This window comes from Streptomyces sp. NPDC051064, assembly GCF_044455985.1.
GTDB lineage: Bacteria > Actinomycetota > Actinomycetes > Streptomycetales > Streptomycetaceae > Streptomyces.
In genome coordinates this window covers 564953-580911 of sequence record NZ_JBITFK010000005.1, presented here as the reverse complement: position 1 = coordinate 580911, position 15959 = coordinate 564953, and the positions used below count along the sequence as shown (strand labels likewise).

Sequence of the window (15959 nt, the reverse complement as noted above, 5' to 3'; positions counted from 1 at the left end):
AGGAGCGAACCGCGTGACCGCCGATTCCGTGCCGTCCACTGCGCTGCTGACCGGAGCAGGCGGCTCAGACAGGGACAGCTCCAACTACACCGCGCGGCACCTCCTCGTCCTCGAGGGGCTCGAAGCGGTTCGTAAGCGCCCCGGGATGTACATCGGGTCCACGGACAGCCGCGGACTGATGCACTGCCTCTGGGAGATCATCGACAACTCGGTCGACGAGGCTCTCGGCGGTTACTGCGACAGCATCGAGGTCATCCTCCACGACGACTCCTCCGTCGAGGTCCGCGACAACGGCCGGGGCATCCCGGTCGACGTGGAACCCAAGACCGGGCTGTCCGGCATCGAGGTCGTCATGACCAAGCTGCACGCCGGCGGAAAGTTCGGCGGCGGGTCCTACTCGGCGTCGGGCGGCCTGCACGGTGTGGGCGCCTCGGTCGTGAACGCGCTCTCCGCCCGGCTGGACATCGAGGTCGACCGCGGTGTCACCCACTCCATCAGCTTCAGGCGTGGTGTCCCGGGCATTTTCACCGAACAGGGGCCGGACAGCCCCTTCGACCCCGCCAACGGCCTCCGCAAGGGCAAGCGCGTCCCCAAGACGCGTACGGGTACCCGTACGCGGTACTGGGCGGACCGGCAGATCTTCCTCAAGGACGCGAAGCTCGACCTGGAGACCCTGTACCAGCGGGCACGCCAGACCGCGTTCCTCGTGCCGGGCCTCACCATCGTCGTACGCGACGAGCGGGGCATCGACGGCGAGGGCAAGACGGAGGAGACGTTCCACTACGACGGAGGGATCAGCGAATTCTGCGAGTACCTGGCGCAGGACAAGGCTGTCTGCGACGTCCAGCGCCTCAGTGGAACGGGAACCTTCAAGGAGACCGTGCCGGTCCTGGACGACCGGGGGCACATGACGGCGACCGAGGTCACCCGTGAGCTGAGTGTCGACATCGCCCTGCGCTGGGGTACCGGCTACGACACCACTCTCAGGTCCTTCGTCAACATCATCGCCACCCCCAAGGGCGGCACCCACGTCAGCGGATTCGAGCGCTCCCTCACGAAGACGGTGAACGAGGTCCTGCGCTCCTCCAAGCTGCTGCGGGTGGCCGAGGACGACATCGTCAAGGACGACGCCCTGGAGGGCCTGACCGCGGTCGTCACCGTACGGCTGGCGGAGCCGCAGTTCGAGGGGCAGACCAAGGAGGTCCTGGGCACCTCGGCGGCCAACCGGATCGTGGCCAACGTGGTCGCCAAGGAGCTCAAGGCATTCCTGACGTCCACGAAGCGCGATGCCAAGGCTCAGGCCAGGGCAGTGCTGGACAAGGCGGTGGCCGCCGCACGCACCCGCATCGCGGCCCGCCAGCACAAGGACGCGCAGCGCCGCAAGACGGCGCTCGAGTCCTCCTCGCTGCCCGCGAAGCTCGCGGACTGCCGGAGCGACGACGTGGAGCGCAGCGAGCTCTTCATCGTGGAGGGCGACTCGGCCCTCGGCACCGCGAAGCTGGCCCGCAACAGCGAGTTCCAGGCGCTGCTGCCGATCCGGGGGAAGATCCTCAACGTTCAGAAGTCGTCCGTCTCGGACATGCTCAAGAACGCCGAGTGCGGAGCCATCATCCAGGTCATAGGAGCAGGCTCCGGACGCACCTTCGACATCGACGCGGCGCGCTACGGCAAGGTCATCATGATGACGGACGCCGATGTCGACGGTTCGCACATCCGCACCCTGCTGCTCACGCTCTTCCAGCGGTACATGCGGCCGATGGTCGAGGCAGGGCGGGTTTTCGCGGCCGTGCCCCCGCTGCACCGGATCGAGCTCGTCCAGCCGAAGAAGGGCCAGGACAAGTACATCTACACCTACTCCGACAACGAGCTCCGGCAGACCCTGCTGGAGCTGCAGCGGAAGAACGTGCGGTTCAAGGACTCGATCCAGCGGTACAAGGGCCTCGGTGAGATGGACGCGGACCAGCTCGCGGAAACCACGATGGACCCGCGCCACCGCACGCTGCGCCGGATCAACATCGGCGACCTGGAATCCTCCGAGCAGGTCTTCGATCTGCTGATGGGCAACGAGGTCGCCCCACGCAAGGAGTTCATCACCAGCTCCGCCGCCACCCTGGACCGCTCGCGCATCGATGTCTGAGGCTCTCCACCCGTGGGTGGAGACCTTTCTCCACCCACGGTCAGCCTCTGAGCCGATCCCCTGACCGCCGTGCCTCCGTAGCGTCGAAGATCCCGCTCGATCAGCAGCCAGGCCGCTTCGCGGAAGAACGCGCTGGCCGTGCGCTACGCCTATGGCCGGGGACTCGCACACCCACCCGGCACTTCCGTCACCTGAAATGGTGAAGCACGGCGAATGAAGTGCCCGGGATCTTCCCGGTCTGCCCATTCTTGGCTACGCGGCCGAAGAGGCTCGTGGACAAGGGAGTTATCGGTGGAGAAGGAAGCAGGGCCGGGGGCCGCAGCGATGCGGCTCGACGACCCGTGGTACGAGGCGTCGGGCACGGTGTGGGGCGAGCCGGACGGTGCGGAGGCCGGTGCGCCCGACGGAGGGCCCCGGTCACAGGAGCAGGGCCGGAGCGCGGCAGAGATCTATCTGGAGGTGCAGGACAGCCCCGCATTCCGCGAAGTGCGCCGTCGCTACCGGCGGTTCGTGGTTCCCGCCGCAGTCGCCTTCCTGCTCTGGTATCTGGCCTATGTCATCGCGGCCACCACCGCCCACGACCTTATGGCGCGTCCCGTCGCCGGCGCGCTCAATGTGGCCATGGTCGCCGGACTCGGGCAGTTCCTCACCACCTTCCTGCTCACCTGGGCGTACGCCCGACACGCGCGTCTGCACCGGGACCGTGCCGCTCTGGAACTGCGCTGGGACACACAGGAGATGACAAGAGGGATCCGCCGGTGAGGGGGGACCATCAGACGCTGGCGCTGCTGCTGTTCAGCGTGTTCATCGCCGTGACGCTCGGCATCACCACCTGGGTCAGCCGCAACAGGCAGGGGTCCGCCGAGGAGTTCTACGCCGGCGGACGTCTGTTCTCCCCCATGGAGAACGGATTCGCCATCGCCGGTGACTACATGTCCGCGGCGTCCTTCCTCGGCATCTCGGGGCTGATCGCCCTGTTCGGCTACGACGGCATGCTCTACTCCGTCGGGTTCCTCGTCGCCTGGCTCGTCGTCCTGCTCCTCGTCGCCGAACTCGTGCGCAACTGCGGGCGGTTCACGCTCGCCGACGTGGTCGCCGCCCGGATGGCGGAGCGCCCGGTGCGCACGGCGCTGGGCACCTCGTCGGTCACCGTCTCGGTGCTCTATCTGGTGGCCCAGATGGTGGGTGCGGGGAGCCTCGTCGCGCTGCTGCTCGGAGGCACGAGCGACACCGCCCGATCCTGGACGGTGGTGGGGGTCGGAGCGCTGATGGTGGTCTACGTGTCGCTCGGCGGCATGCGCGCCACGACCTGGATCCAGATCGTCAAGGCGGTCCTGCTGATGGCGGGCGCCGTCGCGCTCACCGTGCTCGTCCTTCTCCGCTTCCACGGCGACCTCAACGCCCTGCTGACCTCCGCCGCCGAACGCAGCGGCCACGGACGGGACTTCCTCTCGCCGGGCCTGAGGTACGGCGGGAGCTGGACGGCGCGCTTCGACTTCATCAGCCTCGGGCTGGCGCTCGTCCTCGGCACGGCCGGGCTGCCGCACATCCTGTCGCGCTTCTACACCGTCCCCACGGCCCGGGCGGCCCGGCGCTCCGTCGTCTGGTCCATCGGGCTCATCGGCGGCTTCTACCTGATGACCATCGTGCTCGGGTTCGGAGCGGCCGCGCTCGTCGGATCCGCGGACGTCCGGGCGTCCAACGCCTCCGGGAACACGGCTGTCCCGCTCCTGGCGCTCGTCCTCGGAGGCGGTGAGGGATCCACGGGCGGCACGGTGCTCTTCGCCGTCGTGGCCGCCATCGCCTTCGCCACGATCCTCGCCGTGGTCGCGGGGATCACCCTCGCCTCCTCCGCCTCCGTCGCCCACGACCTGTACGCCTCGTTCCGGAGGCCGGGTGCCAAGCAGCGCAGCGAGGTGGGCGTGGCCCGGGTGGCCGCGGCGGGCGTCGGGGTGGTGGCCATCGGACTCGGCCTCCTGGCCCAGAATCTGAACGTCGCGTTCCTCGTCGGCCTGGCCTTCGCGGTCGCCGCCTCGGCCAACCTCCCGGCGCTGCTCTACTCGTTGTTCTGGCGGAACTTCACCACCCGGGGCGCGGTCTGGGCCGTCTACGGCGGACTGATCCCCGCCGTCCTGCTCGTCCTGCTCTCGCCGGTCGTCTCGGGGAGCGCCACCTCGCTCTTCCCCGGCGTGGACTTCGCCCTCTTCCCCTTGGAGAACCCGGGACTGGTGTCGATCCCGGCGGGCTTCCTGGCCGGCTGGATCGGCACGGTCACCTCACCCGAGCCGCCGGACCCGGCCAAGCACGCGGAGACGGAGGTCCGGTCGCTCACCGGGGCGGGGGCGGCATAGGCGGGGCCGCGCCCTCAGGAACCGGTGGCCCAGATGTACCGGTGTTCGGGGCGGCCCGTCTCGCCGTACTTGAGGGAGAGCCGCACGCGGCCCGTGCGTTCGAGCAGCTTCAGATAGCGCTGGGCCGTCTGCCGGCTCATCCCGGCGCTCTCCGCGACCTCCTGAGCGGAGAGCGGCCCGTCGGCAGCACGCAGGGCCTGGCGGACCAGTTCCGCGGTCGTCGTCGAATGGCCCTTGGGGAGGTCGGACCCGCCCGTGGCCCACAAGGCCCCGAACAGCCGGTCCACCTCCGTCTGCTCGGCCTCGCCGCCGTTCTCGAAGGTGCGGCGCAGCGCCGCGTACGCCTCCAGCTTGGTGCGAAGCCCGGCGTATGCGAACGGCTTGACCAGGTACTGGAGGGCGCCGTGGCGCATCGCCGCCTGTACGGTCGCCACGTCGCGGGCGGCCGTCACCATGATCACATCGGTGTGATGACCGAGGGCACGCAGCTCACGCACCACGGCCAGGCCGTTGCGGTCCGGCAGATAGTGGTCGAGCAGGATCAGATCGATGGGCACCTCGCCGATCCTCGCGAGAGCCTCTGTCGCGGAGTGGGCCATCGCGGCCACCCGGAACCCGGGCACCTTGGCGACATAGGCGGCGTTGATCCGGGCGACCCGTACGTCGTCGTCCACGACGAGAACCTCGATCACTGGGCGTCTCCTGACGTCGCGGGCCGTACGGGGGCCGACGGGCCGCCCGCGGTGGGGGAGCCGGGCCGTTCCGGGCTTCCGGGCGCCTGGACGCCCTGCCGTTCCGTGCCGCCCAGAGCCTCCGGAAGGACGACGGTGAACACCGCCCCGCCCTCGGGGGCGCTCGACACGGATACGCTGCCACCCTGTCGCTCGGCGAGCCGCCGCACCAGCGGCAGCCCCAGGCCCCGCTTTCCGTGGGCCGGGAGTTCCTTGGTCGACCAGCCCTCCGTGAAGATGGATTCGTGATCACCGGCCGGAACGCCGGGGCCGCTGTCGCGCACCCGCAGTACCACCGTACGGCCCTCGGCCCGCAGCCCGACCTCGATCCGTGCGTCGGGGGTCCCCGCGGCCGCGTCCAGGGCGTTGTCCACCAGATTGCCGAGGACCGTGACGAGTCCGCGTGGGTCCACCAGCCGGTCCGGCAGGAGGGTTCCCGCCGCCATGCGCAGAGCGACACCGCGCTCGGCGGCCACGGTCGCCTTGCCCACCAGGAGCGAGGCCAACAGGGGGTCGTGGACCTTCTCGGTGACCTGCTCGGCCGTCGCCCGGTGGACGCCGACGACTTCCGTGACGAACTCCACCGCTTCTTCGTGCATCTCCAGTTCCAGCAGCCCCAGGAGGGTGTGCAGCCGGTTGGCGTGCTCGTGGTCCTGGGCGCGGAGCGCATCGATCAGGCCATGGGTGGAGTCGAGTTCACGGCCGAGGTACTCCAGTTCCGTACGGTCGCGCAGCGTGGCGACGGCCCCGCCGTCGTCGGTCGGCATCCGGTTGGCGAGGAGCACGCGGTTGCCGCGGACCGTCACCAGGTCGTCGCCGACCACCCGCCCGGCCAGCACGTCGGTTGTGCGCCCCTCGCCCAGTGCCTCGTCGAGCTGCTTCCCCGAGGCCTCGGGGCCGAGCCCGAGCAGTCGCTGGGCCTCGTCGTTCAGGAGCCTGATGCGCCCTGTGCGGTCGAGCGCGACGACGCCCTCACGGATGCTGTGCAGCATGGCCTCGCGCTCGGTGAGAAGCGCCGCGATGTCGGAGAACGCCAGGTCATGCGTCTGCCGCTGGAGACGGCGGGAGATCAGATAGGCGGCGAGGGCTCCCACGGCCAGCGCCCCGCCCGCGTAGGCGAGCAGCCCGGGGATCGCGGCGAGAAGCCGGGCGCGGACACTGTCGTACGCGATGCCCACCGAGACGGCACCGACGACCCGGTCCGATCCGTCGAGCAGCGGTACCTTGCCGCGCGCCGAACGTCCGAGCGTGCCGCTGTCGATCTCCATCACGGACCTGCCGGCGAGCGCCGCACTGGGGTCGGTGGAGACGACGTCGCCGATGCGGGAGGAGTCCGTGTGCGACCAGCGCACACCCTGCCTGTCCATGACCACGACGTATTCGGCACCGGTCGCCCGCCTGATCCGCTCCGCCGCGGCCTGGACGGCGCCGCCCGGGCGCGGCTCGGTGGTGAGCAGCGACGCGGAGATCTGCGGCTGTGCCGCCGTGGACTGAGCGATCGCCAGGGCGCGGCGCATCGCCTGGTCGTCGAGCTGGGCGCTGAGGGGTGCCAGGAAGAGGCCCGTGACGAGGACCGTGACGCCGGTGATGATGGCCAGCTGCATCAGCAGGACCTGCGAGAAGACCCGCCGCGGCCAGCCGAACCGGCGCGGTCCCCGTGGGGTGGTCCGTAGGGCGCTCATCGTACGAACGGTAAGGGGCAATCCGCGCTCACCGAAATCTCGGAGGCCGATCGCCCGTCGTTCGCCTGCCGACCGTTCTCCGATCGCCGGTCAGGCCGGGCTCTTGCCCTCCCGCCCCTCCATCTGTGAGCGTTCCATGGGTATCCACCCTGACGCAATATTTTTGCGATTCTTGCGCTAATCTTGCGTTCATGACGCGACGACTTGCTCAGGTTGCCCAGAAAGTAGGAGTCAGCGAGGCCACGGTCAGCCGCGTGCTGAACGGCAAGCCGGGTGTCTCGGACGCCACACGCCAAGCCGTTCTCTCCGCCCTGGACGTGCTCGGTTACGAGCGTCCGACGCAGCTCCGCGGTGAGCGTGCAAGGCTCGTCGGACTGGTCCTGCCCGAGCTGCAGAACCCGATCTTCCCGGCCTTCGCCGAAGTGGTCGGAGGCGCGCTCGCCCAGCAGGGCCTGACCCCGGTGCTCTGCACGCAGACCAAGGGCGGGGTCTCCGAGGCCGACTACGTGGAGCTCCTCCTGCAGCAGCAGGTGTCCGGAGTCGTGTTCGCCGGTGGTCTGTACGCCCAGGCCGACGCCCCCCACGACCACTACAAGGTGCTCGCCGACCGCAAGATCCCGGTCGTCCTGATCAACGCCGCCATCGCGCATCTCGGGTTCCCGGCGGTCTCCTGCGACGACTCGGTGGCCGTCGAGCAGGCCTGGCGTCATCTCGTCTCGCTCGGCCACGAGCGGATCGGCTTCGTCCTCGGCCCGGCCGACCACATGCCCTCGCAGCGCAAGCTCGCCGCCGCCCGCGCACTGGCCGCACAGTCGGGGGCCACCGTGCCTGACGAGTGCGTCTCGCGGGCCATGTTCTCGCTCGAGGGCGGCCAGGCCGCCGCCACACGGCTGCTCGACCAGGGGATCACGGGCATCATCTGCGCCAGCGACCCGCTGGCCCTGGGTGCGGTACGCGCGGCGCGGCGCCGGGGACTGTCGGTGCCCGGGGAGGTCTCCGTCGTCGGCTACGACGACTCCGCGTTCATGAACTGCACCGAACCGCCGCTGACCACGGTGCGCCAGCCGATCGAGGCCATGGGCAGGGCCGCGGTCGAGCTGCTCTCCGTGCAGATCGGGGGGCGCGCGGTGCCGTCGGACGAGCTCCTCTTCGAGCCGGAACTGGTCGTCCGTGGCTCCACGGCCCGCCCGCCCCGGTCGTAGCCCGGTGAGAATTTCCGCCGGTTGTAGCTAATTTGCAGGCCCCGCACCCTCCGGCCCCGCACCCTCCGGCGTGGCAGCCTTCGGGGCAGGCAGCGGCTGGGGCGGGCGCGGGCCGGTGTACTGCCCGCTGGGACGCATGCGCAGCGGCCGTTCCGTGTACTCCTCCATCGCGTGGGCGATCCAGCCCGCCGTGCGGGACACGGCGAACACGGTCTCACCCGTTTCGGCGGGCATGCCGTACGCGACCGAGAGGGCGGCCAGGGCCAGGTCGACGTTGGCGTGCAGAGGTGTGTGGCGGGCGGTGGTCGCGACCACGTCACGGGCCGCCGCCACCGCCGGGGCCGCCTGCGGAATCTCGTCCAGCAGCGAGAAGAGCTCGCCCGCCCGCGGATCCTCGCTCCTGTACAGGCGGTGGCCGAGCCCTGGTACCCGTCGGCCGGCGCGCAGGTGGTCCGCGACGACCGGAGCCGCGCCGCCCCGGTCCACGACCTCGGCCAGCATCCGGTGTGCCGGCCCGCTCGCGGCGCCGTGCAGGGGGCCCTCCAGCACGCCGAGTCCCGCGGAGACCACGGCGTACGGGTTCGCGTGGGTCGAGGCGGCGACCCGTACCGCCAGGGTCGAGGCCGCGAGATCGTGGTCGGCCAGCAGTGCGAGCGCCGTGTCGAGCACGGCCAGTGCGGCAGCGTCCGCGGGCCGGGCGGAGAGCTTCGTCCACAGCCGGGCGGCCAGAGAGCCCTCGGCCTCGACCTCGCCGTCGGCCGCGCCCCCGGCTGCCGGCAGCGCGCCGACCAGGGTGGGGATCAGGTTGCGTGCGCTGTTGAGCACCCCCTCGGGAGAGAGGTCGAACCGCAGGGGGTCTGCGGACGCGGCCGCGGCGACAGCGGCACGGAGCCGGTCCGTCGCGCTGCTGTGCCGCGGCATCGAGGCGGCCGTCCGCCGGGCCGCTGCGAGGGACTCGCGCGCCGCGGTGAAGCGGATGCCAGGACGGAGCTCGCCGGTCCAGATCCACTCGGCGACCTCCTCGTAGCCGTGGTGACGGGCGAGTTCGGTCGCGTCGACGCCGCGGAAGAAATAGCGGTCCGGCTCGATGAGCGTGATGCCGGTGCGGAAGACCAGGTCGCCCGCGGCGGACGGCGCAGGCTCCCTGCGCCCCGTCCGGCGGGCCAGGGCGTCGACCTCCGTGGCGTCGAACGTACTGCCGCGTCCGCCGGGGTTCCGTTTGCTGGTCAGCTGCCCCCGGCTCACGTAGGCGTACACGGTCTCGGACTTCACCCCGAGGCGTTCGGCCGCCTCCCGGGTGGTGAGCCTGTGGGGCGCCCCCTCGGCTCCCAAGTCCTGCGTACCGGTTCCGTGCGCCGAGTCATGCGTCATGGCGCCCACCGTATCCATGTCCATGGATGGGGGATCACCTCCAACGACGTTTCATATTGATTCAATCAATATTGACAATGACAAAGTCAACCATGGACAGTCGAATCAATATATCGCTCATCGGTGGAGGAGAGACCTGCCATGCCTGCCTCGCATACGGAAACCGCCCCGCTCGACGTCCCCCGGGGTCTCGCCGGCGTGATCGTCACCGACACCGCGCTCGGCGACGTGCGCGGGCGCGAGGGGTTCTACCACTACCGGCAGTACTCGGCGGTCGAGCTCGCACAGAGCCGCAGCTTCGAGGACGTCTGGTACCTGATGTTCCACGGCGAGCTGCCCGGCCGGACCGAGAGCGCCGGCTTCGCCGCCCGCACGGCCGGCCTGCGCCGGCTGCCCGCAGAGGTGCGGGAGGCGCTGCCCGCCATCGCCCGGGCCGGGGCTCTCTCCGGCCCGCTCGCCGGCCTTCGTACGGCGCTCTCGCTGCTCGGCGCCTCGGCCGGGTTCCGTCCGGTGTACGACATCGGGGCCGACCGCCGGCGTGAGGACGCCCTCGCCGTATGTGCGGCCGTCCCCACGGTGCTGACCTCCCTGTACCGCCTCGGCCAGGGACTGGAGCCGGTCGAACCGCGTGACGACCTCCCGTTCGCCGCGAACTACCTGTACATGCTCACCGGCGAGGAACCGGACGCCGTACGGACCTCGGCCGTCGAGCGGTACCTCGTCTCCACCGTCGACCACGGTTTCAACGCGTCCACGTTCACCGCCCGAGTGATCGCCTCCACCGGCGCCGATGTAGCCGCCTGCCTCGTCGGAGCCGTCGGCGCGCTCTCCGGCCCGCTGCACGGCGGCGCGCCCAGCCGGGCGCTGGACACCCTGGACGCCATCGGCACCCCGGACCGGATCGACGGCTGGATCCGTGGACGGGTCCTCGCGGGGGAACGGATCATGGGATTCGGGCACCCCGTCTACCGCACCGAGGACCCGCGCTCACGGATGCTCCGCTCGGTCGCGCAGAGCTTCGGGGGTCCGCTCGTCGACTTCGCCGTCGAGGTCGAACGCCAAGTGGAGGCGATCCTCGCCGAGCTCAAGCCGGGACGCGAGCTGCACACGAACGTGGAGTTCTACGCCGGTGTCGTCATGGAGCTCTGCGGGCTGCCGCGTGAGATGTTCACGCCCACCTTCTGTGCCGCGCGCATGGTCGGCTGGAGCGCCAATATCCTGGAGCAGGCGGAGGACCCGAAGATCATCCGCCCGGCGGCCCGTTATGCCGGGCCCCCGCCTCCGCAGCCCGTACCGGCACTCTGAACGACCCGAGGAAGGCCCCGTTGACCCCGCCCCACGCCCCGCAGATCCCGGTCGTCGTCCTGGCGGGGTTCCTCGGATCCGGCAAGACGACACTGCTCAACCATCTGCTCCGTAACAGGGCGGGCAACAGGATCGGCGTCATCGTCAACGACTTCGGGTCCATCGAGATCGATGCCATGACCGTCGCGGGGCAGGTCGGATCGACGGTCTCACTGGGCAACGGCTGTCTGTGCTGCGCGGTCGACGCGAGCGAGCTCGACACCTATCTGGAGACACTGACCGGGCCCGCCGCGCGCCTCGACGTGATCGTCATCGAGGCCAGCGGTCTCGCCGAGCCCCAGGAACTCGTACGGATGCTGCTGGCCAGCGACAATCCGCACATCCGGTACGGGGGACTGGTCGAGGTCGTCGACGCGGCCGAATTCCCCGCCACGCGGCAGCGCCACCCCGAGATCGACCGCCACCTCGTGGCCGCCGACCTGATCGTCCTGAACAAGACCGACCGGGTCTCGGACGCGGAACTGGCGGCGGTGCGGGAGACGGTCGGGACGGCGGGCGCCAGGGCGGCGGTCATCCGCGCCGCGTACGGCAGGATCGACCCGGAGCTGCTCTTCGATCCCGTGCTCCGGCCGGACGAGGACGACTCGTTCCGCCAGCTGACGTTCGAGGACCTGCTCCCCGAGGCCGACCGCGCGCACGAGGAGCACCTGCACGCGGCGTACGAGAGTGTCTCCTTCACCGCGGACGTGCCGCTCAGCCCCCGCCGCTTCATGGCGTTCCTCGACTCCAGGCCGGCGGGCCTCTACCGGATCAAGGGGTTCGCCGACTTCGGTGCGGGCGACCCCGGTAACCGTTACGCCCTGCACGCCGTGGGGAGGTTCCTGCGCTTCGTTCCGGAGCGCTGGGCCCGTGACGAACCGCGACGGACCCAGCTGGTGCTGATCGGCTCCGGTATCGAGGCCGCGGCCCTGCACAAGGAGCTGGAGGCATGCCAGGACGCGTGGCAGGACGCCACCGAGGAGCTGGAGCGCAGCATGTGGGGCGTCCTGCGGTACGTACGGCAGCCGGACGACGAGGGCTGAGCCCCTGCCGCCCGGCCGGATGTCCTACAGAGGCCCGGCGATCACCGCGACCGGACTCGTCAGCGGTGTGCCCGAACCGTCACGGCGCGGATCCGGGTCCGGAAGCTCGGCCGGTGCGCCGTTCTTCTGGGCCGCCCGTGCCGGGGTCTCGCCCGCCCAGGCGAACACCAGGACGTCCTCCCCCTTGAGGAAGCGCTGGCAGCGCACCCCGCCGGTGGCCCTGCCCTTGCGTGGATACTGGTCGAACGGGGTGAGCTTCCAGGTCCGTTCGGAGTCGTCCAGCGTGCCGTGCGATCCGGCGACGGTGAACACAGCCGCGTCCGCGGAGGGATCCACCGCCGCGAACGAGAGAACAGTGGCGCCCGCCGCGAGCTTGACACCCGCCATGCCGCCCGCCGGGCGTCCCTGCGGACGCACCGACGCGGCCGGATAGCGCAGCAGTTGGGCGTCGGACGTGATGAAGACCAGGTCCTCCTCGCCCGTACGCAACTGCTTGGCGCCGACGATCCGGTCACCGTCCTTCAGCGAGATGACTTCCAACTCGTCCTTGTTGGCGGGGTAGTCGGGCACCACGCGCTTCACCACGCCCTGCAGGGTGCCGATGGCCAGGCCCTGCGGCTCCTCGTCGAGGGTGGTGAGGCAGATCAGCTCCTCGTCCGGCTCCAGCGTCAGGAATTCCGAGATCTGGGCACCGCCCGACAGGTTCGGAGCGGCATGGGTGTCCGGCAGCTGCGGCAGGTCGATCACCGAGAGCCGGAGCAACCGTCCGGTGGACGTCACCGCGCCCACGTCCCCGCGCGCCGTCGCGGGGACGGCGGAGACGATCGCGTCGTGCTTCGTGCGCCTGGCGTCCTCGGCCTGGGGGACCGGCTCGGCGTTGGCCGTACGGGCCAGGAGGCCGGTCGAGGAGAGAAGCACCTGGCACGGGTCGTCCGCGACCTCCAGCGGCACCGAGGCGACCTGCGAACCCGCCGACTCCAGCAGCACCGTGCGCCGCTCGGTGCCGAACTTCTTCGCCACCGCGGCCAGTTCGGCCGAGACCAGCTTACGCAGTTCGGCGTCCGACTCCAGGATCGCGGTCAGCTGGGCGATCTCCTCGGTGAGCTTGTCGCGCTCGCTCTCCAGCTCGATCCTGTCGAAGCGCGTGAGCCTGCGCAGCGGGGTGTCCAGGATGTACTGGGTCTGGATCTCGCTCAGCGAGAAGCGCTCCATCAGGCGCTCCTTCGCCTGCGCCGAGTTGTCGCTGTCCCGGATGAGCCGGATGACCTCGTCGATGTCGATCAGCGCCACGAGGAGGCCCTCGACCAGGTGCAGCCGGTTACGCCGCTTGGTCCTGCGGAACTCGCTGCGCCGGCGCACCACGTCGAAGCGGTGGTCGAGATAGACCTCGAGGAGCTCCTTGAGCCCCAGGGTGAGCGGCTGTCCGTCGACCAGCGCGACGTTGTTGATGCCGAAGGACTCCTCCATCGGCGTCAGCTTGTAGAGCTGCTCCAGCACGGCCTCCGGCACGAAGCCGTTCTTGACCTCGATCACCAGACGCAGACCGTGCGCCCGGTCGGTGAGGTCCTTGACGTCCGCGATGCCCTGGAGCTTCTTCGAACCGACGAGGTCCTTGATCTTGGCGATCACCTTCTCCGGACCGACGGTGAAGGGCAGTTCGGTGACGACGAGACCCTTGCGACGGGCCGTGACGCTCTCTATGGCGACCGTGGCGCGGATCTTGAACGTGCCGCGTCCGGCGGCGTAGGCGTCCTTGATGCCGCCGAGACCGACGATCCTGCCGCCGGTGGGCAGGTCGGGACCCGGGACGAAGCGCATCAGCGTCTCGAGGTCCGCGCCCGGGTGCCGGATGAGGTGGCGGGCGGCGGCGATGACCTCGCCGAGGTTGTGCGGGGGCATGTTGGTCGCCATGCCGACCGCGATACCGGAAGCGCCGTTGACCAGGAGGTTCGGGTACGCGGCCGGGAGGACGACCGGCTCCTGCTCCTGGCCGTCGTAGTTCGACTGGAAGTCGACGGTGTCCTCGTCGATCGACTCCGTCATCAGCGACGTGGCGTCGGCCATCCGGCACTCGGTGTACCGCATGGCGGCCGGCGGGTCGTCGTTGCCCAGCGAGCCGAAGTTGCCGTGCCCGTCGACGAGGGGCAGGCGCATCGAGAACGGCTGTGCCATGCGCACCAGTGCGTCGTAGATCGACGCGTCACCGTGCGGGTGCAGTTTGCCCATCACTTCGCCGACGACGCGTGCGCACTTCACGTAGCCGCGGTCGGGGCGGAGCCCCATCTCGTTCATCTGGGACACGATGCGGCGGTGTACGGGCTTCATGCCGTCGCGGGCGTCGGGCAGAGCCCTGGAGTAGATCACCGAGTACGCGTACTCGAGGAAGGAGCCCTGCATTTCGTCGACGACGTCGATGTCGAGGATCTTCTCCTCGAAGTCGTCCGGCGGCGGGGTTTTCGTGCTGCGGCGGGCCATCGCGGCTGCGACTCCTTCACAGATTCTGTCGGGCAACCTCAGGTTCTGACGCGGACCATTGTGGCCCGCCGTACTGACAACACCGACCTCGACCCGTCCGAAGCGGTCCTCAGGGCCTCCGCGGAGCCCCCGTTCACGGCAGTATCTACGACAACAATCACCCGGCGGGAACTTCGCCAGGTGCCCGTGCGCTTGCCTAGAGTGGCAGGTCCGGCAGGAAATCCTGTACCGATCGAAGGGACGTACATGCCCATGGGTCACACGGCCACAGCCCAGGCCGGTTCCGGCGGCTTGACGGCGACCGAGCACCGTCTGGCCAACGGCCTGCGCGTGGTGCTCTCCGAGGACCATCTGACCCCCGTCGCCGCGGTCTGCCTCTGGTACGACGTCGGCTCCCGCCACGAGGTCAAGGGGCGCACGGGTCTGGCTCACCTCTTCGAGCACCTGATGTTCCAGGGCTCCGGCCAGGTCAAGGGGAACGGGCATTTCGAGCTGGTGCAAGGGGCCGGTGGTTCCCTGAACGGCACGACCAGCTTCGAACGCACCAACTACTTCGAGACGATGCCCACGCACCAGCTGGAGCTGGCCCTGTGGCTCGAGGCCGACCGGATGGGCTCCCTGCTCGCCGCGCTCGACGAGGAGTCCATGGAGAACCAGCGGGACGTCGTGAAGAACGAGCGCCGCCAGCGCTACGACAACGTCCCGTACGGCACGGCCTTCGAGAAGCTCACCGCTCTCGCCTACCCGGCCGGCCACCCGTACCACCACACGCCGATCGGCTCGATGGCCGACCTGGACGCGGCGACGCTGGAGGACGCGCAGGCGTTCTTCCGTACGTATTACGCGCCGAACAACGCCGTGCTCTCCGTGGTCGGGGACATCGACCCGGAGCAGACGCTCGCCTGGATCGAGAAGTACTTCGGCTCCATCCCCTCGCACGACGGCAAGCAGCCCCCGCGCGACGGCACGCTGCCCGGCATCATCGGCGAGCAGCTGCGCGAAGTGGTCCAGGAGGAGGTCCCCGCGCGTGCGCTGATGGCCGCCTACCGGCTGCCGCACGACGGCACCCGCGAGTGCGACGCCGCGGACCTGGCCCTGACCGTGCTCGGCGGCGGCGAGTCGTCGCGCCTGCACAACCGGCTGGTGCGCCGCGACCGTACGGCGGTGGCCGCCGGATTCGGGCTGCTCAGGCTGGCCGGCGCGCCGTCGCTCGGCTGGCTGGACGTCAAGACGTCCGGTGGCGTCGAGGTGCCGCAGATCGAGGCGGCCGTCGACGAGGAGCTGGCCCGCTTCGCCGAGGAGGGCCCCACGCCGGAGGAGATGGAACGCGCTCAGGCGCAGTTGGAGCGCGAGTGGCTCGACCGTCTCGGCACGGTCGCCGGCCGCGCGGACGAACTGTGCCGTTACGCCGTCCTGTTCGGCGACCCGCAGCTCGCCCTGACCGCGGTGGGCCGTGTGCTCGAAGTGACGGCCGACGAGGTCAAGGCAGCCGCCCGGGCGCACCTGCGCCCCGACAACCGTGCGGTCCTGGTCTACGAGCCGGTCGAACCGGCCGACGAGACCGAGGGCACCGACGCGCCCGAGGGGGCCGACAAGTGACCGACGCCGCCGTGACTGGAGTAG

The 15959-nt window shown here is 70.2% G+C and carries 11 protein-coding genes; 7 read left to right on the top strand and 4 right to left on the bottom strand.

What is annotated here, in order from left to right:
- Nucleotides 1-13: 13 nt before the first annotated feature.
- The 3 genes from ACIBCU_RS20820 (at nt 14) to ACIBCU_RS20810 (ending at nt 4488) form a co-directional block, all read left to right on the top strand.
- Nucleotides 14-2137 carry a DNA topoisomerase IV subunit B gene (locus ACIBCU_RS20820; protein WP_362940979.1) on the top strand — a complete coding sequence of 708 codons (2124 nt, stop codon included), beginning with the start codon at nt 14-16 and terminating at the stop codon, nt 2135-2137.
- Nucleotides 2138-2428: 291 nt separating this feature from the next.
- Nucleotides 2429-2899: a DUF485 domain-containing protein gene (locus ACIBCU_RS20815; RefSeq protein ID WP_399232968.1), complete on the top strand. Its 471-nt coding sequence runs from the start codon at nt 2429-2431 to the stop codon at nt 2897-2899.
- Nucleotides 2896-4488, top strand: coding sequence for a cation acetate symporter (locus ACIBCU_RS20810; RefSeq protein ID WP_399232966.1), 1593 nt, complete (start codon nt 2896-2898; stop codon nt 4486-4488). Before ACIBCU_RS20815 ends, ACIBCU_RS20810 begins: the two co-directional genes overlap by 4 nt.
- 14 nt (nt 4489-4502) lie before the next feature.
- On the opposite strand, the gene ACIBCU_RS20805 is transcribed toward ACIBCU_RS20810, so the two are convergent.
- A complete protein-coding gene (locus tag ACIBCU_RS20805) occupies nt 4503-5180 on the bottom strand; it encodes a response regulator (protein ID WP_399232964.1) in 678 nt (225 codons plus the stop codon).
- Nucleotides 5177-6901: a sensor histidine kinase gene (locus ACIBCU_RS20800; protein WP_362940972.1), complete on the bottom strand. Its 1725-nt coding sequence runs from the start codon at nt 6899-6901 to the stop codon at nt 5177-5179. The genes ACIBCU_RS20805 and ACIBCU_RS20800 overlap by 4 nt, the downstream gene beginning before the upstream one ends.
- Nucleotides 6902-7092: 191 nt before the next feature.
- Between ACIBCU_RS20800 and ACIBCU_RS20795 the strand changes: the two genes are divergently transcribed.
- On the top strand, nt 7093-8103 hold the full coding sequence (locus ACIBCU_RS20795) for a LacI family DNA-binding transcriptional regulator (protein ID WP_399232961.1): 1011 nt from the start codon (nt 7093-7095) through the stop codon (nt 8101-8103).
- Nucleotides 8104-8130: 27 nt separating this feature from the next.
- On the opposite strand, the gene ACIBCU_RS20790 is transcribed toward ACIBCU_RS20795, so the two are convergent.
- Nucleotides 8131-9474: a citrate/2-methylcitrate synthase gene (locus tag ACIBCU_RS20790; protein WP_399232960.1), complete on the bottom strand. Its 1344-nt coding sequence runs from the start codon at nt 9472-9474 to the stop codon at nt 8131-8133.
- A gap of 141 nt (nt 9475-9615) precedes the next feature.
- Between ACIBCU_RS20790 and ACIBCU_RS20785 the strand changes: the two genes are divergently transcribed.
- Together ACIBCU_RS20785 and ACIBCU_RS20780 are read left to right on the top strand one after the other, a co-directional pair.
- Nucleotides 9616-10779 carry a citrate synthase gene (locus ACIBCU_RS20785; RefSeq protein WP_399232958.1) on the top strand — a complete coding sequence of 388 codons (1164 nt, stop codon included), beginning with the start codon at nt 9616-9618 and terminating at the stop codon, nt 10777-10779.
- A 20-nt stretch (nt 10780-10799) separates the two neighbouring features.
- Nucleotides 10800-11861: a CobW family GTP-binding protein gene (locus tag ACIBCU_RS20780; RefSeq protein ID WP_399232956.1), complete on the top strand. Its 1062-nt coding sequence runs from the start codon at nt 10800-10802 to the stop codon at nt 11859-11861.
- Between the two features lie 24 nt (nt 11862-11885).
- On the opposite strand, the gene ACIBCU_RS20775 is transcribed toward ACIBCU_RS20780, so the two are convergent.
- Nucleotides 11886-14336, bottom strand: a complete 2451-nt coding sequence (locus tag ACIBCU_RS20775; protein WP_399232954.1) for a DNA topoisomerase (ATP-hydrolyzing) subunit A — start codon at nt 14334-14336, stop codon at nt 11886-11888.
- Nucleotides 14337-14582: 246 nt separating this feature from the next.
- Between ACIBCU_RS20775 and ACIBCU_RS20770 the strand changes: the two genes are divergently transcribed.
- Nucleotides 14583-15935, top strand: a complete 1353-nt coding sequence (locus ACIBCU_RS20770) for a M16 family metallopeptidase (protein WP_399232952.1) — start codon at nt 14583-14585, stop codon at nt 15933-15935.
- Nucleotides 15936-15959: the final 24 nt, after the last annotated feature.